The sequence below is a fragment of the Ruegeria sp. genome, assembly GCF_965243365.1.
Classification (GTDB): domain Bacteria; phylum Pseudomonadota; class Alphaproteobacteria; order Rhodobacterales; family Rhodobacteraceae; genus Ruegeria.
In genome coordinates this window covers 388,524-410,258 of the sequence record NZ_CBDEUW010000002.1, presented here as the reverse complement: position 1 = coordinate 410,258, position 21,735 = coordinate 388,524, and the positions used below count along the sequence as shown (strand labels likewise).

Below are 21,735 nucleotides of genomic sequence, written 5' to 3'. Positions count from 1 at the left end.
AGTCATTCCTTCTCGGTGCTCCAGCTTGACCACGGGCTATCCGCGCTTTGCGGACGATAGCGACGATCATAGGTCTTTGAGTAAAGGCAGCTTTCATCGAACCCTTCGCCGGCAAGCGCGGGGCCAACCAAAATAAGCGCGGTGCGCGAAATACTGTCGTCCAGCGACCCCTTGAGGGTCTTCAGCGTTGCACGGATGATCCTCTCATCCGGCCAACTTGCGCGATAGACAACCGCAACCGGGCATTCTGCACCATAGGCCGGGGTCAGGTCCGATATGACTTTGTCCAGATTGCCGATCGACAGATGAATGGCCAATGTCGCGCCGGTGCGTGCGAAATTCTCCAGCGTCTCACCCTCGGGCATCGAGGATGCGCGACCCGGTGTCCGGGTCAGAACTACCGATTGCGCCAGACCGGGTAGGGTCAACTCGGTGCCAAGCGCGGCAGCGGCAGCGGCAAACGATGGTACGCCGGGTGTGACACTGACGGGAATGCCCATTTCCTTCAGACGGCGCATCTGTTCCCCCATCGCGGACCACACGGACAGGTCGCCGGAATGCAACCGCGCCACGTCGTGACCGGCCTGATGTGCCGCCTCGATCTCGGCGATGATCTGATCCAGATCCATAGGCGCGGTATTCACGATCTTTGCGCCTTCAGGGCAATGGCCAAGGATTTCTTCGGGCACCAGAGACCCGGCATAGAGGCAAACTGGGCAAGTGGCGATGATATCGCGTCCTCGCAGGGTCAAAAGATCGGCGGCACCCGGTCCGGCGCCGATGAAATGAACGGTCATGTTTGTCCTCCGATGGCAATGGCGCAGGTGGCCAGCCGGTCGTCTGAAATCTGTCTGGGAGAGAGCAGCCGCGCGCCGGGACCGGCGGCGGCCAAAGCCGATGCTTCTGCCACACTGCCAGTGCCATAAGTGGCCCGGCTGCGGTTCGAGCAGGTGAGAGTGCGCTGCCCGGCCAGATCGTCCGGCGTGATGAGGTGCAGGGGCAGGGCGGCGGTTGCGGCGAACTCGGCCAATGCGGGGTGGCTTTCCTTGTCGGCAACGGTCGCCAGCGCATCCACGTTCTGACCAGTCCGGGCCTGGTCGAACGCGGCGCGCAAGCTGCTGGCCGTTGCTTGCGATGAAAACCCCAACCCTGCGACGATCATAGGGTGACGCTCCACTGCACCACTGGATAGGCAGCGTTCCAACCTCGCATCGACCCCAGTGCGGATGCCTGCGCCAGCTCGATGCGTAGCAGATCGCCGCCAAGTTTTTCCTGCCACTGTGCCAGCAGCGCCTCGCTTTCCAGAGTTACTGCATTGGCGACCAATCGGGCGCCGGTGGGCAAGGATCTGTGCAACCATTCCAGCAGTGTCTGGCTTAACCCACCGCCGATGAAAACCACGTCTGGCAATGGCAACCCGCCCAATACCTCTGGCGCGGTCCCGTGCACCACATGCAGGCGATCTTGTCCAAGCGTATCTGCGTTGCGACGAATACGCTCGGCCCGGTCGGTGCGGGGTTCGATTGTGGTTGCCGTCAGTGTGGGGTCGCACATCAACCATTCGATACTGATCGAGCCGGTGCCACCGCCGATATCCCAAAGATGTTCGCCGCGCTGCGGTGCCAGCGCCGAAAGTGTCAGCGCGCGTACCGGGCGTTTGGTGATCTGACCATCGTTTTCAAAGATGTCATCCGGTTTGCCCGAGGCCTTCGGGAAAGCCCGCCCTGCGCCGGTAACTTCAAGCCCGACACAGACCGGGTGGTCAAAGGTCCCCAGCAATGCCTCGGTCAAACTGACGGTCCGCGTGTTTTCCCTTGGTCCACCCAGGGCCTGCATCACGTGCAACGCGCTGTCCGGAAAACCGGTTTCAGTCAGGTATGTTGCCAGCTCGGCCACGGCCTTGCCGTCACGCAAAAGCAAAATGGCGCGCAAACCGGGCGACAGATGTGGGCGCAATCGGGTTAGAGGGGCCGCATGCAGGCCAAAGGTCAGTGTCGTTTCCAGCGGCCAGCCCAGGCGCGCAGCGGCCAGAGAAAACGTCGATTGGCCGGGCAGGGCCGTCCACTCTCCCGCTTCGAAATTGCGCGCAATGACCGAACCTGCACCGAACCAGAAAGGATCGCCCGAGGCCAAAACCACCGTTGCGCGTCCGCGAAGCGTCGTCAGGATCGGCAAACCATCAGAAAACGGCACCGGCCACTCGACCTGCTCGGCGCCGGTATCGGGCAGCAGCGCAAGGTGTCGTGGTGGACCCATGATGACTTCGGCGCGGTCAAGCACTTGACGGCTTGCAGGCGACAGTCCATCCAGTCCATCTTCGCCCAAGCCCAATACGGTCAGCCACGGAGCTTTATGCATGTCCAACCTCCTGATCCTTGGCGGCACGACCGAGGCCAACGCTTTGGCCAAAGCCATTTCCGATCAAGGGATTGCGGCCGTCTATTCTTATGCCGGACGGGTCGAGACGCCGCGTCCGCAGCCGTTGCCTGTGCGCATCGGCGGCTTTGGCGGCCCTGACGGCCTTGCCGGGTATATTCAACAGAATGCAATCACCCATGTCGTCGACGCAACCCACCCCTTTGCCGCGCAGATGAGCCGAAATGCGATCACGGCCTGTACTGCCACCAAAACCCCGCTGGTCGCGTTGACCCGCCCGGAATGGACCGCGCGGGCGGGGGATCGCTGGCGACACGTGCCGGATATTGCTGCCGCGGTCCGGGAACTGTCCGGTGCGCCGCACCGCGTGTTTCTTGCCGTCGGGCGAATGCATCTTGAGGATTTCGCCGCCCAGCCTCAGCACCATTATCTGTTGCGTCTGGTGGACGAACCTTCCGCGTTGCCTTTGCCCAATTGCGATGTCGTCGTGGCCAAAGGCCCGTTTGCCGAAGACGATGATCGGGCTTTGATGAAACGTCACGACATTGAACTGGTCGTGTCCAAAAACGCGGGCGGTTCCGGCGCGCGCGCCAAGCTTGACGCGGCGCGCACGCTGGGCATTCCAGTGCTGATGATCGATCGTCCGGTCCTGCCACAGCGGACCGAACTGACCAATGTCGTTCAGGCTCTGGACTGGTTGTCTCATTCCGGTGTGAACCTCGGCGTATAGACGATAGGTGGGCCGTTTCGTTCGATCATCCGCGTGCGCGATGACCCAACAATAACCACCGTCTGCATGTCTGCCATGTCTGGCGTCGCTTCGGCCAGCGTGGAAATGCGCAGCGCTTCTTCGGCGCGAGACACTGCGCGCGCAAACAGGATCAAACGCTCGGGTTCACATTCTTGACGCAGTATTTCCAGTGTCTTTACAAACCCTTCCGGGCGGGACTTCGAGCGTGGATTGTAGAACGCCATGGAAAAGTCGCCCTGCGCCGCCAGACGCAGCCGTTTTTCGATCAGAGACCACGGTTTTAGGTTGTCGCTCAGGTTAATCGCACAGAAATCATGGCCCAACGGCGCGCCTGCTCGGGCCGAGGCGGCCAGCATGGCTGTTATTCCGGGCAGGACGTCGATCTGAACTTCCCGCCATTCTTCGGGACCGTTTTCCAACGCCTCGAAAACGGCGGCGGCCATGGCAAAAACGCCCGGATCGCCGGAGGAAACGACAACCACCCGTTTGCCCTCGGATGCCATTTGCAACGCATGTTGCGAGCGGTCAATCTCGACCCGGTTGTCGCTGGCATGCAGGGTCAGCCCCTCGCGTTCCGCCACGCGGGCGACGTAGGGGATGTAGCCGACGACATCGGTCGCTTCGGCCAGTGCGTCGGTGACTTCGGGTGTAATCAGCGCCTCATCACCTGGCCCAAGACCCGCGATCTTGACCCAGCCACTCATGGCCGACGCCCTTGTCCGTGGACGATGATAATCGAAAAATACGGCGTGATCTTATCGCAAGCCTCGGACAGTTTCGTCACGGTCTGGTTCGGCATCTGCGCGAATTCAACAATCCACGCGCGGTCATACAGCCCTGCAGTTTTCAGGGCGCGCTTTACCTTGTTGATATTGCGCCCAAGCTTCATCACCACCAATGCGTCGGTCTGCGCCATGCGCTCTGCCAGAGTGTCCTCCGGCAGGGTGCCGACCAGAACGGTCAGGACGTCATCTCCCCAGGTGATGGGGTCTCCGGTCGCCGTCCAGGCCCCGGACATACCAGTGATCGCCGGCACTACTTCAACGTTGATTTCATCTCGTAAGCGGCTGTAAAGATGCATGAAAGAGCCGTAGAAGAACGGATCGCCCTCGCACAACACCACAACATCTTCGCCCTGTTCCGACAGCGCCTTAAGATGCGTGGCGCAGTCTTTGTAGAACGTGGACAGCAGTTCATTATAGCGCGGATCGGTCACTGGAATTTCGGTTGTCACCGGGTATTCCATCGGGAATTCAACAGCATCTCCGGGGATCATCCCATTGACGATTTTGCGTGCCTGACCACTGCGGCCCGGTTTGCGGAAGAACGCCACATGCCGCGCGCTGCGTAACAGGCGATCCGCCCGGACGCTCATAAGATCCGGATCACCGGGGCCGAGGCCCACGCCGTATATCTTGCCCGCGCTCATTCCGCGCGGCTCGCGATCGCGTTGACGGCAGCGACTGTGATGGCGCTGCCGCCCAGGCGGCCTTTGACGATGCAAGACGGCACGGGTTGCGCCTCCCACAAGGCGTCCTTGGATTCGACCGCGCCGACAAAGCCGACCGGACAGCCGATGATGGCGGCCGGGCGAGGGCAGCCGGGGTCTTCCAACATGTTCAGCAGATGGAACAGCGCAGTTGGTGCATTGCCAATGGCGACCAGCGCGCCCTCAAGATGAGGCCGCCACAGCTCCAGCGCGGCGGCAGAGCGGGTATTGCTTAGCTCAGCGGCCAAAGGGCGCACGCGTTCGTCATGCAGGGTGCAGATCACCTCGTTCTCAGAGGGTAGGCGGAAGCGGGTCACGCCTTCGCTGACCATACGCGCGTCGCACAGGATCGGCGCGCCGCTTTCCAGTGCGGTACGGGCCTTGGCAACAAACCCGGGCGAGAAATGCACGAACTCTTCCAGCCCGACCATCCCGGCGGCGTGGATCATGCGCACGGCAACCTGTTCCTCGTCCGCATCGAACCGGGCCAGATCAGCCTCAGCACGGATGGTGGCAAAGCTTTGCTTATAGATCGCCGCGCCATCGGTTTCGTATTCATAGGGCATCAGGTGAAGTCCATGGTCATGAGTGTTTCTTCGGTCAGGCCGCGTTGGCAAGGCTCATCCCCTGCGCGCCCTTGTTTGACAAGATCAAATCGTCCGTTGTAGCCGATCAGAGTAACATCGGCTGAGGCCATGCGGGCGCATCCCTTGGCGCAGCCTGAAACATGCAGACTGCCGGATACGCGCGGGGCCAATGCGCGGGCGATCCCCCGTGTTTCCACTTGCGCCTGCGGGCAGAATGGCGCCCCGGGGCAGGCGTCGGTGGTCATCAGCGGGTCGCTGCCATCCGTGACAAAGGTCGGAGCAGGTAACGCCGCCCCGTCTTCCAGCAGGATCAGCCGCCAAGGGGTGACCCGCAGGGCAGAGGCACCGCTATTCTCAATCAATTCGCCGAGATCACGCGCAGGCAGTTGCCCGAAGGCCGCACCATAGAGCGTGCCCTGCGCGCAGGTGCCGGGTTGAAGCGCGGGGCTGACCGGGCCGGGGGCGATGCCTTGCCATTCACGGGGCAAACCACGCGACGCCACGACCCGTGCCATGCGGCGGGCCTCGGGCGTGTGGCACTCCGCAAACCAACGTGCTAGCGCGAGCAATTGGTCAATGGCATTAGCCTCGGTCACACGGTGCCCGGTTTCGGCACCATCAGCGCGGAGGATCAGGCCATCAGGGCTGGTCTCAAGTCTGATATCCGCTGAGTCCTCGGCCAGTAAACGCGCGGGCCCAGTGTCGATGGCAAATCCGAACTTGGCGGGCAAATCCGGTAGCTCGGCCAGACGGTCGATCAGTTCTTGCGCCAATCGTGCGGTCAGATCGCCGGTCTGATAGAGCGGCGAGACCAGAATGTTGCGCCGCACCTCGATGTCCGGCTCGGCATCCAACAGGTTCAACGCAGCAAGCTGGGCCAGCAGTGATTGATGATCGGCTTCCTGCACGCCGCGCAACTGAAGATTGGCGCGGTTTGTCAGGTCGATGGTTCCATTGCCGAAACGGCCCGCCAATTCGCAGAGGCCCAGTGCCTGTCGGGCGTCCAGCCGGGCCAGCCGGGGCCGGACCCGCACTACCAGACCGTCGCCGGACATCATCGGGCGATGGGCGCCGGGACACCAACCCTGAACTATCGGGGCGCTCATTGCGGCCCCTCCAAACCGGCCCGAATCGAGTTCCGGCGGGTATTCCACAATCCGGCTTCGAGCAGCGCCCGGAACCGATCTTGCATGGCTTGATGGGCTTGCGGGTTGGCCTGTTGCAGAAAGCCATCGACTTCGGCGTCTCCCAGCGTAGCGTCGTGGTAGAGGTCGAACAGATGCGGTGCGACCGTGCCCGAGAGATGCGCGAACGAGGCCATGTGATCCAGCGTCGCCGCGATTTCGGCCGCACCCCGGAAGCCATGCCGCTGCATGCCCGCGATCCAGCCGGGGTTGGCGGCACGGGCATGAACGACGCGGCTGATTTCCTCGGGAAGGGTACGGGCGCGCGGGTTTTCCGGGTTGGTATTGTCCAGATGATAGAGCTGTGCGGTACCGCCTGTGACCTTCTTGGCCGCCGCGAAACCGGCCTCATGCGTGGCGTAGTCATTGGCCAGCAACAGGTCGGTTTCGGTCAGGTCCTGCAGATGAACAAAACTGTCAGCATTGGCGACACGCTGAGTGATTCCATCCTTGTCCTGTGCGATATGTTCGCCTTCCAGGGCAAAAGAACTGGCCTCGAGCCAGGCTTCACCAGCCTGCGCGCGCGCCTCGTCGGTGTAGGTTTCGGACAATTGAGTCATGTTCAGCCCGTAGCTCCCTGGGGCGGGGCCAAACACGCGAGCGGCTGGGTCGTGACCGGCATAGGGGTTCCAGTCAGGAGCCTCTTCCCGCACGGACAGGGCGCGGACGGCCTGACCATAAAGCGCTGAAAGCGTTGGGAATACGTCCCGGAACAGGCCTGAGACCCGCAGGGTCACGTCCAGGCGCGGGCGGCTGAGGTCGGTGATCGGCAGCACTTCGATTCCCGAAACCCGTTCTGATCCTTTGTCCCAGACCGGCTTCACACCCAGCAGATGCAGCGCCATGGCGAATTCCTCGCCCGCCGTGCGCATGGTGGCCGAGCCCCAGAGATCGACGATCAGCCCTTTGGGATAGTCGCCTTCCTCTTGCAGATGTCGCCTAACCAGTTCCTCGGCCAGTTTCACGCCTTGGGTATAGGCAGCGCGGGTGGGCACCGAACGTGGGTCAGTGGTGTACAGGTTCCGCCCGGTCGGCAACACGTCAACACGACCGCGATAGGGAGAGCCGGAGGGACCGGCCTCGATCCGCTTGGCATCCAGTGCATCGATCAGGGCGCGGCGTTCGGCATGGGCCGAAGGGGCGGGATCGAAGTTACCCGTCGCGTCGGGGACACGACCAAAGATGTGCAAGCCGTCACCGAACTGGCTTTCTTTGATGTCACAGACAAAACGGTCGATGCGGGTGATCGCCTCGGCGGTGCAGGTGGCCTGATCGAGGCCAAGATCATTTTCCAGCCCGATGGCTTGTGCCTCAATCCGGATGTCCTCTTGCAGACGGTCGCGGCGTTTGGGGTCCAGGCCGTCGGCGTTCGAGAACTCGTCCAGCAGCGATTCCAGCCGCACCATCCGATCCGGCGTACCGCTTTCCTTCATCGCGGGCGGGATATGGCCCAGCGTAACAGCGCCGATCCGGCGTTTGGCTTGCGCAGCCTCACCGGGGTCATTGACGATGAACGGGTAGATCACGGGCAGATCGCGGATCAGCACCTCGGGCCAGCATTCATTGCACAAAGCGACAGATTTCCCCGGCAGCCATTCCAGCGTGCCGTGCGCCCCGATATGGATCAGAGCATCTGCGCCAAGGCCTTTGCGCAGCCACAGATAAAACGCGACATAGCAGTGGCGAGGGGTGCGCGAGAGGTCGTGGTAATCGTCATCTCGCATCTCGGGCGTGCCGCGTTCGGGTTGCAACGCGACCAGAGCCTTGCCTCGACGCGCAGCAGCGAAGTGGAACGCGCCATTTGCGAATGTTGGGTCGTCCTCGGGTTGGCCCCAGACGGTTTGCAGATCGGCGCGCAACCGTTCGGGCAAGTCGGCCAGCGCAGTCTGATAATCTTGCAAGGGCCACGAAATCCGCGCATCCAGCAGGGTTTCGGCAATCGGCTCGGCAGGGGCAGTGTCATACCCCTGACCCTCAAGATCTGACAGCATCGCCTCGGCAGAGGCCAGCGCATCGAGGCCCACCGCATGGGCCATCTGCCAATCTTTTCCGGGATAGGTGGACAGCACCAGCGCCGGAACCTGATCCGCCTTGGGCTTGTCATGCAGGTTCAACCATCCGGCGACTCGGTCGATTATAGCCTCGATCCGTTCCGGTTCGGGCCGATGGGCGAAGCGGGAATATTCCAAATGCGGATCACGTTTGCCGGGTTCCTTGAAAGACACGATGCCCGCGTTGATCCGCCCATCCACCTCCGGCAGCACAACATGCATCGCAAGGTCGGCGGGGGAGAGGCCGCGTTCTGCCTCGGCCCACGCTTTCCGGCGTGACGTGGCGAGGGCAACCTGAAAGACGGGCACCTCCGCCGCGTCCAAAGGCGAGGTTCCCGACGCACCTTTGCCCGAGAAGGAGGTGGCGTTGATGATCGCCGAGGGTTTCAGGGCGATGAGTGTTTCACGCACCCAATCGGCGGCGGCCGGTGCCTTTAGCGAGGGGGCGAACAGACCGATGGCCTCGAAACCTCGCGCCCGCAAGCTGCGGATCAACGCCGCAACCGGGGCGGTGTCGGCCGAAGTCAGATAGGCGCGATAGAACGTCACAACTATTCGCTTTGCGCCTTCGGAGGGTGTGCTTTCCACAGGGATCACGCCACGATCCGGGCACCATGCGCCGTATTCGGGAATGGTTTTTGCACCCATCACGGGCCCTGCATAAAGACCCGCAGCCAACGCCATCTGCGCCAGTGCGGCCTGCGCAGCAACCTCTCCGCCTGTATCACACAGATGCGCAAGCCGCCGCAGGGTCGAAACCGGCAGGGTAGAGTAGTCATCCAGCCGCGTATCCTCTCGCCCATCCGCAGGCAGCACGGCCAGAGCGATCCCTTTGGCCTGTGCAAGTGCCAGAACCTGCTGCAAGCCATAGGACCAATAAGGCACCCCGCCGATCAGGCGGATCAGGATGCCTTTGGCGCCCTCCAATGTCTGCTCGACATAGGTATCAACCGACAGAGGATGTTTCAGCGCCGTCAGGTTCGCCAGACGCAGGGTCGGCATCCGCCCCTCAGGCCCGCCGCCACGATGCCAGCCCGCCGCGAAAGCGCCTAGGTCACTGTCGGAAAAGGACAGCACCACCAGATCTGCCGGGCTTTGACCCAGATCGGTTGGGGTCTCGGTTTCCTCGAGCCCGTGGCTTTCGCGGAAGACGACATGCATGGGTTATTCAGCGGCCTCGGTTAGGCCAACAAGGATATCACGGATTTCGGCCTCTTTGATATCGTCATGCTCGGCAATAACCACAAGGCGAGAGCGGCGTGCTTCGCCGGGCTCCCAAGGGCGGTCATACTGATGACGCACGCGCGCACCAACGGCCTGAACCAGCAAGCGCATGGGTTTGCCCTGAACGGCCGCATAGCCCTTTACACGAAGGATGTTCAGCTCGGTCGCCAGACGTTCGATCTTGGCAACCAGATCAAGCGGATCGGTCTGTTCGGGCAGTTCGACGATGATGCTTTCGAAATCATCATGTTCGTGATCGTGATGCCCGTCGTGATGTGATGGACGGGCGTCCATATCATCTTCGGCTGCGGCTTCCAGACCCAAGACCACGCGGACATCCACGGCACCTTCGGCAACCTCGACCACGGGCAGGGGGCGCGGAGCCTCTGCCGCGATGATTTCCTTGGCTTTTGCAATACCCTCAGGACCGGCCAGATCGGGCTTTGTTAGCAGGATGATGTCGGCGCAGGATATCTGATCCTCGAACACTTCGGACAGGGGTGTTTCGTGATCGATCGAGTCATCGGCCAAACGCTGAGCATCCACCGCCTCGACATTGGGGGCAAAGCGACCGGCGGCCACAGCCTCGGCATCTGCCAGAGCGATCACACCATCGACGGTGATTTTTGAGCGGATATCCGGCCAGTCGAATGCTTTCAACAGCGGTTTGGGCAAAGCCAGCCCTGAGGTTTCAATCAGGACATGATCCGGGCGCGGCTCCAGCGCCATCAGGGCTTCGATGGTCGGAATGAAATCATCGGCCACGGTGCAGCAGATGCAGCCGTTCGCCAGTTCCATGATGTTTTCCGCCGGACAATCGGGGATCGCGCAGGATTTCAGGATGTCGCCATCGACGCCGACATCGCCGAACTCATTGACCACCACGGCCAGACGTTTGCCCTGAGGGTTTTGCATCAGATGACGCACCAGCGTGGTCTTGCCCGAGCCCAGAAAGCCGGTGATCACGGTGACGGGAAGTTTTTCGAGATTGCTCATTTCAGGGTTCCAATCGGCGGAATGCGTGCTGCACAGTTTTTGCGGAAATGTTCGGGGCGTTCGCGCCATTTGACGAGGCCATCTTCTGTGGCTAGGTACTTTGTGGCACCTTCTACGATGGTCTCGACATGGTCGGTTTCGTTCAGATGCTCATAAACAAAGGTCCAGCGATCCGGCCCCCCGCGCAGCACGATGGAGCAGCCCTCATCGCAGTTCGACAGACATTCCACGGCTTTGAGGGTGATCCCTTCGGGCAGGTCCGCCTGCTCAAGCGCTTTGTGTAGCAATGTACCGGGGCGCTGTTCGTCATCCTCGATGGGCAGACCACGGCGGCAGATGGTGCAGACCAGCAGCTCGACTGGTGCAGTCTCGGTCATGTCTCTCATCCCCCCAAAATCCTCTTTGTGGGGGACGGGGTTTCATGCGGGCCACGTATTGCGACATGGACCCGACACCGGAACACCCCGTCCGGTTTCAGTTTCGGGCGCTGGCAGGTCTCCCGGCTTGCGGATGCCAGAGCGGTCGCTCTGTCGGATGTCCCGCCTTCCCGGCCATATGGCCAGTGGCATTGGGCACCCTCTCCGGTCACGGTCGCGGGGGCGGCTGCGTTTGACGGATAGTCCGCTGACGCATTCCCTTTTCATCTGCTCGCGCAGACACCAGCAGAGCGGACATGCGGCACCAAAGCCCGCCTTGTCAAGCGAGTCGCGCGGTTGTGACGGGCTACTGGGTGAAAAGCGACCTGTCCGGGTCGCTGGACGGCATGAACCCAAGAGGCGTACATGATCGCATCAATGACAAAGACGATCAGGGAGAAGCGTCGCATGAAAGTTGGATTCATAGGGTTGGGTAATGTTGGCGGCAAACTGTCCGGATCATTGCTGAGGAATGGAGTCGACCTGACCGTTCATGACCTAAACCCGGAGTTGGTCGCAGAATTCGTGGCCAAGGGCGCCAACGCTGCGGAAGGCCCCGCGCAGCTCATGCGTGATTGTGACGCGGTCATTACCTGCCTGCCATCTCCCGCCGCGTCGGACGCGGTGATGCAAGAGATGTTGCCCGAGGTCGGTCCGGGCAAAATCTGGATGGAGATGTCGACCACCGACGAAGCCGAAGTCAAACGTCTGGGTGCGCTGGTGATCGAGCAGGGCGGGGCGGCTGTGGATTGCCCGGTTTCCGGAGGGTGCCACCGGGCCGCCACAGGCAATATCTCGATCTTCGCAGGTTGTGATCGTGAGACGTTCGAGCGCATCCTGCCGTTTCTGACCACCATGGGCCGACGTATCCTCCATACAGGAGATTTGGGCTCGGCATCGGTTCTGAAAGTGCTGACGAACTACTTGGCCACCGCCAATCTGATCACCTGTGCCGAGGCTTTGGTGACAGCCAAAGCCGCCGGGATGGATCTTGGAACCACCTACGAGGCCATCAAGATTTCGTCCGGTACTTCCTTTGTGCATGAAACCGAGAGCCAGGTCATTCTGAACGGCTCTCGCGATATCTCATTCACCATGGATTTGGTGAAGAAGGATATCGGCCTGTTTCAGGAGGTTGCAGACCGTGCTGGTGTTCCCCTTGAGATGAACCCGGTGATGATAGAGATATTCGAGGACGGTATTGCGCGGTACGGTGAACGTGAGCTTTCGCCGAATATCATCAAACGACTTGAAGAGGCCACTGGCCTCGACATCCAAGCCCCAGGCTTCCCACCCGAGATGTTGGATGATGAGCCCGAAGAGCCAGGATATGAAGTGGTTCCGCAAAATCGAACTGCGAGGCAGGCCTGAGGGCCTCAAGCCGGTTTGGCAGGACCTGGACACCCGGTATCACTGTAATCCTGTAACCGGCTACTTTTGCCGATCAGCTTGCAACAACCTTTCAACGACCGCACAGGTTTGAACGGCCCTTTGGTCAAAGCTGTGCAGGTCAGGCAGCCTAAGGGCCAGATCAAGACGATCCTGCCGTTTTTCTTCGGTCTCGTTGAGCGCTGCATGAGCTGCTTCTGTAAAGCTGTCAGCGTCGCGGTATTCATACACGTAAGGCTGCAATTCTTCCGGTAACCCTGCTTTTGCATCGGTCAATACAGGTCGTCCGCAAGCCAGTGCGTCGTACACTCTGTTTGAGACGAGCTGACTGCGTTTCATGATCACCAGATGGTCGTTCAAAACGACAGACCCGCTGCGATAAATCGAACCCAGCTGGCTGTTTTGCACATTTCCACCTGCCTGCATCGACGCAAACTCGGTGTTTTCCCACCCGTCCCCCCAAATCCGGGTAGGAAGCCCGGATTGGGCAGCAAATGAAACAACCGGGCGCCTGTCCACTGACCTGGGTGTGCCGACAAAAACCAGGTCATTTGTCGGTTTTTCATCCGTGGGAAACATGATGTGAGAATCAAATGCCTGATACATCAGGTCGACTTTTCCTTGCCCGGCTCGCCTGCTGATGACTCTCTGTTGAAGTGGTGAGGCGGCAAAGAAGTGATCTGTGTGGTCGTAATCCCCCGCAACTTCCTTGGGTTGGAAAGAAATGCACCAGGCCAGGGTCAGGCGGCCAAACCGGCGATCAGGCGCGGCACGCCCGCGGATGACAATTGCAATGTCATCGGCCAACGTCTGGTCCCAGTTGTCCCGCGACAGCAACTTGGTCTTGTGACCCCGCCGTTCCAGCGCGTCTGCAAAGCTCCGACCAAAGAAGTAATCTCCATGAGAGTATTTGCGCTTTTCTGACCCGACAGGAAGTAAGATGCTGAAACTAAGTGGCTTTTCCAATATTTCACTTTGCCTTCTTGTTTCGCATCCAGGTAAAGGGCAGAGGTTTGCGCTCTGCCTTTCTACGCGTGCCGGTCAGAAAGATGAAGTTGTTTTGGAGGTAGGATGAGATTTGGAAGGGTACGACGCCTGTGTGTTGAAAGCGACCGGCAATAATCTATCCTGTTGCTTGGCATGGCTCGTCCGTGCCGAGAAAAGTCAGCTGAGGCACTGATAAGCCGTTCTGATGGGGCGGACCGCAATAACGGGTTTGTTACGGACTTATCGGTTCAAACGTCATTTCTCTAAGTCAGTGACTGTTAGGATTGGAGGCGAGTACCGGAATCGAACCGGTGTACACGGATTTGCAATCCGCTGCGTCACCACTCCGCCAACTCGCCTTTTCAAGTAAAATCAATCACTTGTAGTGGTGTGACGGGCGTTCTAACAGCTTTCGATCAGAACGTCCAGAGGGTAGGGGGCAAAACCATCGTTGCGATAGGTTTTCTGCGGCAAATTCGGCCGACCCCCTAAGCCCTGATCGGTTTCGGGCCGTGGCCCGTTGCCGGACAGGTTTGGATGTGGCACAAGCCCATCAACACAGGGAATATGGAAGAGCGATCAGATGACAGATTTCGCAGCCCGACGCCTCACGATGGTAGACACTCAAATCCGGCCTTCGGATGTAACAAAATTTCCGATCATTGACGCGATGCTGTCCGTCGAGCGTGAGAATTTCGTACCGGATGGGCAGCGCGAAGCGGCTTATGTCGGAGATCTGATCGAGTTCGGAGCACAACGTTGCCTGCTTGAACCGCGCACTCTGGCCAAGATGCTTGATGCGCTGAACATCGCGAACGATGAGGTTGTGTTGGATATTGCTCCGGCATTTGGATACTCGACCGCTGTTGCCGCGCGCATGGCACAGCTGGTGGTGGGTGTCGAGGATGACGAAGCTCTGGCAACTGAGGCGCAGACAATTCTGGTCGAATCGGACGTCGACAACGCTGTGATTCACACCGGGCCTCTGGATCAGGGCGCGGCAGAGCATGGGCCATATGACGTGATCATGGTCCAGGGCGGAGTTGAGCACCTGCCGGAGGTCTTGCTGGACCAGTTGAAGGATCATGGCCGTATCGCGTGCCTGTTTATGGACGGCGAACTGGGGACGGTTCGCGTGGGCTATAAGTCCGGTGGCCGGGTCAATTGGCGCTATGCCTTTAATGCCAGCGCGCCGGTTCTGCCGGCATTTCGCGCCGAGTGTGCATTTTCGCTATAGTGCGCCACTAGATTTTTTTGCTGACTTGATTACTTGAACGCAAGGGCGCAATGTGTTTGCGAGGCAGTGAAATTTTGATTTGAGAGGGTTAATAAATGCGTGGTACAGCAGGAAAAAGGCTGGCCAAGGCCTTTGCGTTGGCCGCCGTTGTTGCAGTCAGTGCTTTGCCCGAAAGACCCGCTTGGGCAGACAATATCACCGATGCATTCATTGGCGCGTACAATACCAGCGGCTTGCTGGAGCAGAACAGGGCATTGCTGCGGGCAGCGGACGAAGACGTTGCAATCGCCTTGTCAGCCTTGCGTCCAATCATCAACTGGTCTGTGCGGATCAGTGAGGATTACACCAAAAGGCGTGTTGGCACGCTGGTGACCACCACGCGACCGACTAACTTTTTCTCTGGGCTGACGCTGAGCCAATTGATCTATGACGGCGGCGCTTCGGTTCTGGGTAAACAGTCGGCACAGGAAACGGTGCTGGCCACCCGGCAATCGCTTGTCGATATCGAACAACAAGTGCTGATCCGTGCAGCAAATGCCTATCTTGGTGTTCTGCTGCAAGAGGAAACGGTCAATATCCGTCAGAACAACGTGAGTGTTTCCGCTGAAGAACTTCGGGCATCTCAGGATCGTTTTGAAGTGGGTGAGGTCACCCGCACTGATGTCGCGTTGTCCGAGGCGCAGCTGGCCAGTTCGCAGGCGGATCTGGCGGTCGCCCGAGGCAACCTGAGCATTGCGCAGGCCGAATATGTCAACGCCGTTGGCAAAGACTCTGGTCGGACAGCGGGCCAGCCCAGTCTGCCGAACCTGCCGCGGTCCGAGGCTGAAGCCATCGGTCTTGCACAGCGCAACCACCCGGCCATTTTGTCCGCTCAGCACCAGGTTCGCGCCTTGGACCTGATCGTTGAACAGCAGCGGGCCAATCTGGGGCCGAATGTAAGCCTGAACGCAGATGCCGGGGTCACTGAGAGCTTTGACAATGATGACTACATCAACGACGCGACAGTCTCGCTGAACTTTAATCAGCCGATCTATTCGGGCGGTGGACTGGCTGCAGCTGTTCGGCGCGCCATGGCAACGCGGGACGCATCGCGTGCAAATCTGCTGAACGTTCAAAAAGACATTACGCAGGGGGTTGCCGACCGCTATGCCGCGTTTCAGGCCGCTACTGCGAGCCTGAGGGCGTCGACCGAACGGGTTCGTGCCTCTCAGGTAGCCTTCGATGGTATCCGGGAAGAGGCAACGCTGGGTGCGCGGACCACGCTGGACGTGTTGAACGCGCAGCAGGACCTTCTTGATGCGCAATTGGCCGAAGTGGCATCGCGGACCGAGCGGTCTCGGGCAGCGTATGAACTGCTACAGGCACAAGGCCTTTTGACAGCGGAACGTCTGGGGTTGGCGGTTCAGATCTACGATCCGACCCTGTATTACAACCTGGTCAAGAAGGCACCTTCTCAGGTCAGCAAGCAGAGCCGCGATCTGGATAGGGTGCTCAAGGCCTTGCGGCGCGACTAACCGGTATTACTACCGGTTGTTCGGTTTGACAGTATTGGCTACACTTGGGGTCAGGGCTGAGAGCGGTAGTAACAAAATGTCAGATAGTCTCGTGAATACAGATCCTGAGGACGTATTGTCATCGATCAAACGGTTGGTCAGCGAAGGTGGAAGAGAGGAGTCGGAGTTCTTGTTCATTCCGACTGCTCCATCGCAAAAAAAGCCTGGCAAGCTGGTCCTAACGGATGCGTTGCGTGTCAGTGAGCAACCGTTGCGCGAAGACAAGCTTTCTCCGTTGAAGTTGTCGGCAGCAGACGATGTCGAGACCGATGCGGAGCAAGGAATTGCAAATGCGTCGGAAAAGCCCATGCGGCTTGAAGCTGAACGTGCCGTTGGACCAGAGCTTGCCGAAGTGTCCGCTTCCGAGGCGCCAACGTCGCCTGATGCAGATGAGACCGAACCAGAGGCCGCCAAGCGGGATCTGACAGGCAGCCTTAGTGCCAAGATCGCAGCGTTGGAAGCCGCCATCGCCCGTACGGAAGACCAGTGGGAGCCGGACGGTGAAAGCAATGATGCGTATTCCGGAACCAGGACGCGATCCGTCAATTGGTCGGTCCGCGATGGCTTTGACGAAGAGGAAACAGAAGAGGCAACCGGCCCGGTGACATTCATTCGTCACCCCGCCAAATCCGATTCTCGACCCGCTGAAGTGACGGATGCGCAACTCTCTGCCGAGTTCCCGGACGAAGAAGCGTTGCGCGCATTTGTTGCGCAGGTTGTTCGTGAAGAATTGCAGGGGGCCTTGGGAGAGCGCATCACCCGAAACCTGCGCAAAATGGTTCGGCGTGAAATTTACCGGGCCTTGGTTACTCAGAAGCTGGAGTAACCATCACGCGGTGCGGTTCCTGGGCCAGCGACAAAAGGTGATCCAGGTCCATATGACGCTCTAGATGATCTGCAAGGGCATCCAGCACCTGCTCAACACCGTCTTCGTATGCGATGTCGGACGTGACCCCTAGATTCGCCAGATAATCGGCCCGGAACGGGTCTGAGGTGAAGATGCCGTGCAGGTAGCTGCCGCGTATACGTCCGGTACTGTTGGTGGCCCCTTCGGAGCGCCCGTCGATTTCCAACCATGCGCGGGCGCAATCTGGCCCTTCTGTGCGCCCCATATGGATTTCGTATCCGCTGACGTCCGCCCCGCCCGGTAGCGCGCGCGCGCGTGTCAGCTTGACCTGCTTGCGCCCGGCCATAACCGTGTCGACATCCAGCAGGCCCAGCCCGTCGACTTTGCCGGGGCGACCGTCAACCCCATCGGGATCGGAAATGGTTTTACCCAGCATCTGATAGCCGCCGCACAGGCCCAGCACGTGGCCCCCGCGGCGTACATGTGCGTACAGGTCGACATCCCAGCCCTGTGCGCGGAAAAAGGCCAGATCGCCGATGGTCGACTTGCTGCCGGGCAGCAAAACCAGATCCGCATCGCCGGGCAGGGCGCGCCCGGGTGGTGTGATCTCGACCGTCACACCGGGCTCGGCGGACAAGGGGTCGAGGTCATCGAAATTTGCCATTCGCTCAAGCTGAGGGACCACGACCTTACAGGCTCCACCGGCATATGAGCGGATGTCCATCATGTCTTCGGCGGGCAGGCGCCAGGCATCCTGAAACCACGGGACGACACCCAGGCAAGGCCATCCGGTTCGCGCTGCGATATCATCGCGCCCTTCATCAAACAGCGTCACGTCGCCCTTGAACCTGTTTACTGCAAAACCCCGGATCATTTTAAGATCAGCGGCATCCAGCACCGCTTGCGTACCAACGATCTGGGCGATCACGCCGCCTCGGTGGATGTCGCCAACCAGCACGACAGGTACCCGGGCGGCGCATGCGAACCCCATATTGGCGATGTCACCTTTGCGCAGGTTCGTCTCGGCAGGGCTGCCCGCGCCCTCGATCAAGACCAGATCAGCATCTGCGCATAGCCGGTCAAAACTTTCCAGAGCCGCCCCAAGCAACTTGGATTTATCCTTGCGGTAGTCACCGGCCTTCATCGTGCCCGCGCGCTGCCCGTGAACGATGATCTGAGCACCTGTATCGGTTTCAGGTTTCAGCAGGATCGGGTTCATATCGGTGTGTGCCGGTCGGTTTGCGGCGCGGGCTTGCAACGCTTGCGCACGCCCGATCTCGCCTCCGTTTTCAGTAACGGCGGCGTTGTTCGACATGTTCTGAGGCTTGAACGGCGCAACCCGCAATCCACGCCGCGTATAGGCGCGGGCCAGACCGGCCACCAAGACCGATTTTCCGACATTGCTGCCAGTGCCCTGTATCATGATTGACCGCACCACTGGTTTGCCTCCTGTATCGACCCGCAGATGACCCGATTTGCAGGCAAAGGGAAAGCCCTGGATTGGAACGCTCGTATGAGTTTTGAGCGTGACCGTCATCTTTACCCATTCTGACAGGCGATCGCTGCACAGCGGTTCAGAATGATCGAAGCGCAAAAGAAAAACGCGCCCCTTCAGCAGGAGCGCGTTTTTTTACCAAAACAGGCTTGTTTCAGGCAGCTTCAGCCTGTTGGGCGGCGTTGCGACGTTCGCTTTCTTCACGCGACAGCGCGACCGAGGTCCGTACGCCACGGCCAACGAATTCCATCAGCCCACCGACAACCCGTTCGTTCGGGTCGATACCTGCACAGGACAGCACCTCGCGACCATCGCGCGAGCGGGCCCAGCGGGCAATTTGTTCCGGACCATTGCCGTATTTTTTATCATCGGCGATAGCATCATCCAGAGCGGCCAACACAACAGCCGCGAAAAGTTTGCGTGCACGATTGCCCTGTTCATTGTTAAAGGCAGTGCCGTCAACGAAATCTCTCATCTCGTCTTCCTTGTTTTTCTTGCTCTTGCATTTTCGGCGTGACGGTCCTTATGACCTATAAAGCGTGATTCGGATACAGCTAAAATGCATAGTTGCGTTGCGTCATTTGCATGGCTTGCTGCAAGTGCAGCACTAGGTGTCGTTGTCTTGTCAGGGTTGGTCCCGCCAGATATAGGGACGTCAACTGACGCATCAACCGTTTGTGAAGGATTTATGTCATGCCCAAGATAAATGGGAACGAAATTCGCCCCGGCAATGTGCTTGAGCATAACGACGGGCTGTGGGCCGCTGTCAAAGTAGATCACGTAAAGCCCGGTAAAGGCGGCGCTTTTGCCCAGGTCGAGCTGCGCAACCTGCGCAATGGCTCAAAGCTGAACGAACGGTTCCGTTCGGCGGACAAGGTCGAGCGTGTGCGTCTGGAACAGAAAGATCAGCAGTTCCTTTACGAATCCGACGGCATGCTGGTGTTTATGGATGCCGAAACCTATGAGCAGATCGAGCTGCCCGCTGATCTGTTGGGCGAACGCCGCCCGTTTCTGCAGGACGGCATGACCATTGTGGTCGAATTCTACGAAAGCGAAGCGTTAAACGCGACGCTGCCTCAGAAAGTGACCTGCAAGATTGTCGAGACCGAGCCGGTTGTTAAGGGCCAGACCGCAGCGAATTCGTTCAAACCGGCGATTCTGGATAACGGCGTCAAGGTCATGGTGCCGCCTTTCATCGGTCAGGATGAGATGATCATCGTGAACACAGAGACTATGGAATATTCTGAACGCGCGTGATTTCGGTCAGCGTTGCGAAACGGACCGTACATGCCGCGCATGTACGGTCTTTTTCGTATCAGGAAAGGCCATTGGGGTGCCGATAGCGTTCAGGGGTAGGGCCGAACAGTTCCAGCATCAGTTCGAACTTGATCCGATTGGCGCTGACCTGTCTGTAGAACGCGATCAGGAACGCCGTAGGCCCTTGTATCCGGCTCAACCCGCTTGTGGCGGCCACAACCGTACCGACATCTGTGCGCCCTTGCAGAACCAACCAGCCGCCAAGCATCAGGACACCAACAGTTCCCGCGCCGTTGATGACGCTCAGCAGAAACTTTGCCGAGAGCTTCCAGATGAACATCCGGCGTCGGGTTTCATAGATATCGTCAAATAACGCGTTGATATCTTTTGAAACGGCTTCGATATCCTCGGCTGTCAGCCGGTCGGTCGAGTGGCGCAGAATACGGACCCGCTCGGCCACGAAGACGTTCACGCGCCTTTGGGACGCAAGAACGATGATGATCTGCGGCACGATCATTGAAAATGCGATCAGACCCAGCCCGGGTTGCGTGGACGAGATATAGCCGATCACACTGATCAGCGTACCGATCTGCACCACCGGATCAGAGAATGCGCCACCGGCAAACTTACCAAGCTCTTCTGCTTCGGCGGAAACCGCAGTGCTCATGGTGCCTCGGCGGAAGGGTTCGCCGTCGTCTGAGAGGTCTGAGGCGCGGACCAGCAAACGTTTGCGGATCATCCTGATCAGATCTTCACCCAGCGCGGTAGCCCAGCACCCATTTCAACGCAAGGCTCAGCAGTATGACCCCCATCATCCCAGCGCCCAGCATCACCAGCCGTTCGGTCGCGATATCTTCTGAGGTCAAGTGGTTGATTATGTCGCGCTGAAACTCCAGCGGTACGGCGGCCAAGGCTGCGACGGCTAAAGACAGTATAATAAGTATGATTTGCCGACCGGCACTTGCGCGCCAGATCGCCTGATACAGGCGCAACATGTTCGTGTTCCCTCACAGTCCCGGCTTCAGTCATACCGCGCTGTCCGGCGGGTTTAAATGGAAGAGGGGATCAAGGAAGAAGGACGTGCTGCGCAGGCAACAAACCCTAACTGGACAACCGCAGCACCGCTTCGCCCGCCTGCATGTCTTCGCTGGCCCGATCCAGCCGCAGATAGGCGATCGCCCGGCCATTGGACTGTGTATACAAAAAGCCTGCCGGTTTTCCGTCAGCCGTGATCTCGGTTCCGACGGGAGCGTCGCCGGTGATGTCAACGATCCGCAGTCCTTTGCGCAACTCGGTCTTGTGCTTCATACGGGCGGTGACTTCTTGCCCGACATAGCAACCCTTCTTGAAGTCCAGCCCATTCAGCGCCTCGAACCCCGATTCCAGAATATAGCTGTCCGGATGGAGCTCGATTCCGGTCTCAGGGATGCAGTGCCGCACGCGGATGGCATCCCAATCGGTGTCGTCTGTGTCCTCGGGACCGGTCGAATAGGCCCGCCAACCCATATCAGGATGCCGGGGGTCGGTCAGGGCACCCTCGGGCGATGTTCCGGTGCCGCGCTGCACGTTCAACTCAGTCTCTGAGATGGAGACATCCGCACGCAACTTATACATCGTCAGACGCTTGATAAGATCGTCCGCCAGCCCCTCGGCCACGTCCAACAGAACCGTGTCGCCATCGCGCAAAAGAAAGAAATCCGCCAAATACTTGCCTTGCGGCGTCAACAGAGCGGCATACACCAGTCCGCTGTCCAACCGCTGCACGTCATTGGTAATGAGACCTTGCAGATAAGTGTCCGTGTCTGCTCCGGTCAGGCGCAGAATGCGGCGGTTGGGCATGGTGCATCCTCGTTCATTGGTCTGGCCCGTGATATAGGAGTTCTCGCAGCCATGACC

General features: G+C 59.5%; 22 protein-coding genes, 1 tRNA gene and 1 riboswitch. Of the genes, 6 read left to right on the top strand and 17 right to left on the bottom strand.

The features are described 5' to 3' along the window. Positions 1–2: 2 nt before the first annotated feature. Genes cobM through cbiE form a run of 3 tightly spaced genes read right to left on the bottom strand, consistent with a single transcriptional unit; the run spans position 3 to position 2,358 of the window. The gene (gene cobM / locus ACP0GE_RS05765; RefSeq protein WP_424831039.1) at positions 3–797 is read right to left on the bottom strand and encodes a precorrin-4 C(11)-methyltransferase; all 795 of its coding nucleotides are present in this window, start codon (positions 795–797) and stop codon (positions 3–5) included. Continuing rightward, positions 794–1,162, bottom strand: a complete 369-nt coding sequence (locus ACP0GE_RS05760; protein ID WP_424831038.1) for a cobalamin biosynthesis protein — start codon at positions 1,160–1,162, stop codon at positions 794–796. Before ACP0GE_RS05760 ends, cobM begins: the two co-directional genes overlap by 4 nt. Then, the gene (cbiE, locus tag ACP0GE_RS05755; protein ID WP_424831037.1) at positions 1,159–2,358 is read right to left on the bottom strand and encodes a precorrin-6y C5,15-methyltransferase (decarboxylating) subunit CbiE; all 1,200 of its coding nucleotides are present in this window, start codon (positions 2,356–2,358) and stop codon (positions 1,159–1,161) included. The genes ACP0GE_RS05760 and cbiE overlap by 4 nt, the downstream gene beginning before the upstream one ends. On the opposite strand from cbiE, the gene ACP0GE_RS05750 reads away from it, so the two are divergent. After that, entirely contained in the window at positions 2,357–3,106 is a 750-nt protein-coding gene (locus tag ACP0GE_RS05750) for a cobalt-precorrin-6A reductase (protein ID WP_424831036.1), read from the top strand. The two genes, cbiE and ACP0GE_RS05750, sit on opposite strands and share 2 nt — an antisense overlap. Here the strand turns inward: ACP0GE_RS05750 and cobJ are convergent. From cobJ to ACP0GE_RS05715, 7 genes are read right to left on the bottom strand one after another with little or no spacing between them, the layout of a single operon-like run. After that, entirely contained in the window at positions 3,079–3,831 is a 753-nt protein-coding gene (gene cobJ / locus ACP0GE_RS05745) for a precorrin-3B C(17)-methyltransferase (RefSeq protein WP_424831035.1), read from the bottom strand. The two genes, ACP0GE_RS05750 and cobJ, sit on opposite strands and share 28 nt — an antisense overlap. Beyond that, complete coding sequence (locus ACP0GE_RS05740; protein ID WP_424831034.1) at positions 3,828–4,556, bottom strand: precorrin-2 C(20)-methyltransferase; 729 nt, start codon at positions 4,554–4,556, stop codon at positions 3,828–3,830. The genes cobJ and ACP0GE_RS05740 overlap by 4 nt, the downstream gene beginning before the upstream one ends. Then, positions 4,553–5,182 (bottom strand): precorrin-8X methylmutase, encoded by a 630-nt coding sequence (locus tag ACP0GE_RS05735; RefSeq protein WP_424831033.1) that lies wholly within the window; start codon positions 5,180–5,182, stop codon positions 4,553–4,555. Before ACP0GE_RS05735 ends, ACP0GE_RS05740 begins: the two co-directional genes overlap by 4 nt. Beyond that, a complete protein-coding gene (cobG, locus tag ACP0GE_RS05730) occupies positions 5,182–6,309 on the bottom strand; it encodes a precorrin-3B synthase (RefSeq protein ID WP_424831032.1) in 1,128 nt (375 codons plus the stop codon). Before cobG ends, ACP0GE_RS05735 begins: the two co-directional genes overlap by 1 nt. After that, entirely contained in the window at positions 6,306–9,599 is a 3,294-nt protein-coding gene (gene cobN, locus ACP0GE_RS05725) for a cobaltochelatase subunit CobN (RefSeq protein ID WP_424831031.1), read from the bottom strand. The genes cobG and cobN overlap by 4 nt, the downstream gene beginning before the upstream one ends. A 3-nt stretch (positions 9,600–9,602) precedes the next feature. After that, complete coding sequence (gene cobW / locus ACP0GE_RS05720; protein ID WP_424831030.1) at positions 9,603–10,658, bottom strand: cobalamin biosynthesis protein CobW; 1,056 nt, start codon at positions 10,656–10,658, stop codon at positions 9,603–9,605. After that, positions 10,655–11,035 (bottom strand): DUF1636 family protein, encoded by a 381-nt coding sequence (locus ACP0GE_RS05715; RefSeq protein WP_424831029.1) that lies wholly within the window; start codon positions 11,033–11,035, stop codon positions 10,655–10,657. Before ACP0GE_RS05715 ends, cobW begins: the two co-directional genes overlap by 4 nt. Positions 11,036–11,130: 95 nt before the next feature. Next, positions 11,131–11,337, bottom strand: a riboswitch (cobalamin riboswitch). Between the two features lie 115 nt (positions 11,338–11,452). Between ACP0GE_RS05715 and ACP0GE_RS05710 the strand changes: the two genes are divergently transcribed. Next, positions 11,453–12,445, top strand: coding sequence for an NAD(P)-dependent oxidoreductase (locus ACP0GE_RS05710; RefSeq protein ID WP_424831028.1), 993 nt, complete (start codon positions 11,453–11,455; stop codon positions 12,443–12,445). A gap of 60 nt (positions 12,446–12,505) precedes the next feature. On the opposite strand, the gene ACP0GE_RS05705 is transcribed toward ACP0GE_RS05710, so the two are convergent. Next, positions 12,506–13,429, bottom strand: coding sequence for a glycosyltransferase family protein (locus ACP0GE_RS05705; protein ID WP_424831027.1), 924 nt, complete (start codon positions 13,427–13,429; stop codon positions 12,506–12,508). A gap of 306 nt (positions 13,430–13,735) precedes the next feature. Then, positions 13,736–13,809 (bottom strand) — tRNA-Cys (locus tag ACP0GE_RS05700). A 224-nt stretch (positions 13,810–14,033) separates the two neighbouring features. On the opposite strand from ACP0GE_RS05700, the gene ACP0GE_RS05695 reads away from it, so the two are divergent. The 3 genes from ACP0GE_RS05695 (at position 14,034) to ACP0GE_RS05685 (ending at position 17,066) form a co-directional block, all read left to right on the top strand. Next, a complete protein-coding gene (locus ACP0GE_RS05695) occupies positions 14,034–14,687 on the top strand; it encodes a protein-L-isoaspartate O-methyltransferase family protein (protein ID WP_424831026.1) in 654 nt (217 codons plus the stop codon). Positions 14,688–14,782: 95 nt separating this feature from the next. After that, positions 14,783–16,201 carry a TolC family outer membrane protein gene (locus ACP0GE_RS05690; RefSeq protein ID WP_424831025.1) on the top strand — a complete coding sequence of 473 codons (1,419 nt, stop codon included), beginning with the start codon at positions 14,783–14,785 and terminating at the stop codon, positions 16,199–16,201. A 76-nt stretch (positions 16,202–16,277) separates the two neighbouring features. Further along, entirely contained in the window at positions 16,278–17,066 is a 789-nt protein-coding gene (locus tag ACP0GE_RS05685; protein WP_424831024.1) for a hypothetical protein, read from the top strand. Here ACP0GE_RS05685 and ACP0GE_RS05680 read toward each other — a convergent pair. Together ACP0GE_RS05680 and ACP0GE_RS05675 are read right to left on the bottom strand one after the other, a co-directional pair. Then, positions 17,047–18,510 (bottom strand): cobyric acid synthase, encoded by a 1,464-nt coding sequence (locus ACP0GE_RS05680; protein WP_424833815.1) that lies wholly within the window; start codon positions 18,508–18,510, stop codon positions 17,047–17,049. The genes ACP0GE_RS05685 and ACP0GE_RS05680 overlap by 20 nt on opposite strands. Before the next feature lie 226 nt (positions 18,511–18,736). Further along, positions 18,737–19,057: a DUF6280 family protein gene (locus ACP0GE_RS05675; RefSeq protein WP_008757056.1), complete on the bottom strand. Its 321-nt coding sequence runs from the start codon at positions 19,055–19,057 to the stop codon at positions 18,737–18,739. A gap of 218 nt (positions 19,058–19,275) precedes the next feature. Between ACP0GE_RS05675 and efp the strand changes: the two genes are divergently transcribed. Then, positions 19,276–19,839, top strand: coding sequence for an elongation factor P (gene efp, locus ACP0GE_RS05670; protein WP_170530793.1), 564 nt, complete (start codon positions 19,276–19,278; stop codon positions 19,837–19,839). 58 nt (positions 19,840–19,897) lie between these two features. Here efp and ACP0GE_RS05665 read toward each other — a convergent pair whose 3' ends face one another. From ACP0GE_RS05665 to ACP0GE_RS05655, 3 genes are all read right to left on the bottom strand, one after another. Then, positions 19,898–20,578, bottom strand: a complete 681-nt coding sequence (locus ACP0GE_RS05665; RefSeq protein ID WP_424831023.1) for an ABC transporter ATP-binding protein — start codon at positions 20,576–20,578, stop codon at positions 19,898–19,900. 13 nt (positions 20,579–20,591) lie between these two features. Continuing rightward, on the bottom strand, positions 20,592–20,834 hold the full coding sequence (locus tag ACP0GE_RS05660) for a hypothetical protein (RefSeq protein ID WP_424831022.1): 243 nt from the start codon (positions 20,832–20,834) through the stop codon (positions 20,592–20,594). Positions 20,835–20,940: 106 nt separating this feature from the next. Next, on the bottom strand, positions 20,941–21,678 hold the full coding sequence (locus ACP0GE_RS05655) for a YgfZ/GcvT domain-containing protein (RefSeq protein WP_424831021.1): 738 nt from the start codon (positions 21,676–21,678) through the stop codon (positions 20,941–20,943). Positions 21,679–21,735 lie beyond the last annotated feature (57 nt).